The sequence below is a fragment of the Achromobacter sp. MYb9 genome, from assembly GCF_002975275.1.
Taxonomy (GTDB): Bacteria; Pseudomonadota; Gammaproteobacteria; order Burkholderiales; family Burkholderiaceae_B; genus Achromobacter.
On sequence record NZ_PCOQ01000059.1, the window covers coordinates 1 to 1,051 of the forward strand.

2 protein-coding genes are annotated in these 1,051 nt (G+C 62.1%); both read right to left on the reverse strand.

Annotated elements, in window-relative coordinates; translation table 11 throughout:
• Positions 1–224 precede the first annotated feature (224 nt).
• Positions 225–836: a tRNA-uridine aminocarboxypropyltransferase gene (locus CQ050_RS30635; RefSeq protein WP_105560573.1), complete on the reverse strand. Its 612-nt coding sequence runs from the start codon at positions 834–836 to the stop codon at positions 225–227.
• A gap of 9 nt (positions 837–845) precedes the next feature.
• Positions 846–1,051: hypothetical protein (locus CQ050_RS31230; RefSeq protein WP_233214371.1), on the reverse strand; the 206-nt coding region annotated here is incomplete at its 5' end.

The window sequence follows — 1,051 nt, forward strand, 5'->3', positions numbered from 1 at the left end:
GGTTCAGGTCCGTGTGCCGCAAGGTGTGGAGGTTCGAGTCCTCTCCTGGGCACCACCCGCATATAAGTCGGATCAGCATCAGGCTGGTTTGATAGCAAGGCTGAAAGCCCCGAAAATCGAAAGAGATTCGGGGCTTTTGCTTTGCGCGCCACGAGCGCGATGCCCGCGCTCGCCATTACCCCGACATTATTAATACCGGGCCCGGCCCCGCCCTGCCGCCGGCCTCAACGCCACGGCACTTTGCGCTGCAAATGGTGACGCGCATAAAGGTCTTCGCCCATGCCTTCGATCTGCCCGTCGATCAAGGCTTCAAAAGGCCGGAGCAAGGCGTCGGCCCGCATCGGGGCCTCGATCGCGTTCAATGCGTGCGTGACGGCCTCGATCGTGGACAGCGCGCCCGGGATATCGGCGTGACGCACGCGGTAGCGCGTTTTCAGCCCCTCGGGCAGCATCACGCGCGGCAACGCCGCAAGCTCGGGATTGATATGCAGGAGTTTGCGCGCATGCCCCCATGTTCCGTCCGGCACGATCAAGAGAATCGGCTCGTCCAGATTCCGGCCGTAGCCCGGGTTCAAGGTCTCGGCGGCGGAACCGGGGAACAACAGGCGCGGCGCGTAGCCCGGCTGGGCCCAATCCGCGGACGAAAAACGTTCGCCCACCACGCGCCGCGCGCCAGCCAGCCCCAGCACGGCCAACCTGGCCGTGTTCAGCGCATGGCGCGATTCGCTGGGATGCTGCAGGACCACGACGCGGGTGCGGCACGACAAGGAAGGGATGAGCGCGCACAGGCAGTGCGACTCGGGACGCAGGCAACGCGTACAAAGGGAACGGGACATGGGGCGACACTATATCGAAACCGGCCCGCTTAAAAAAACGCTGAAAGACCAAAAAACATCCGCCATTACTTGCACACCACAAAAAAAGTATGCATAATCTCTCTTCTCTGCTGCTGAACAAGAAACGAAGCGAAAGCGACGCAACAAGTGAAGCACCAGCGCCCAGGTGGCGGAATTGGTAGACGCGCACGGTTCAGGTCCGTGTGCCGCAAGGT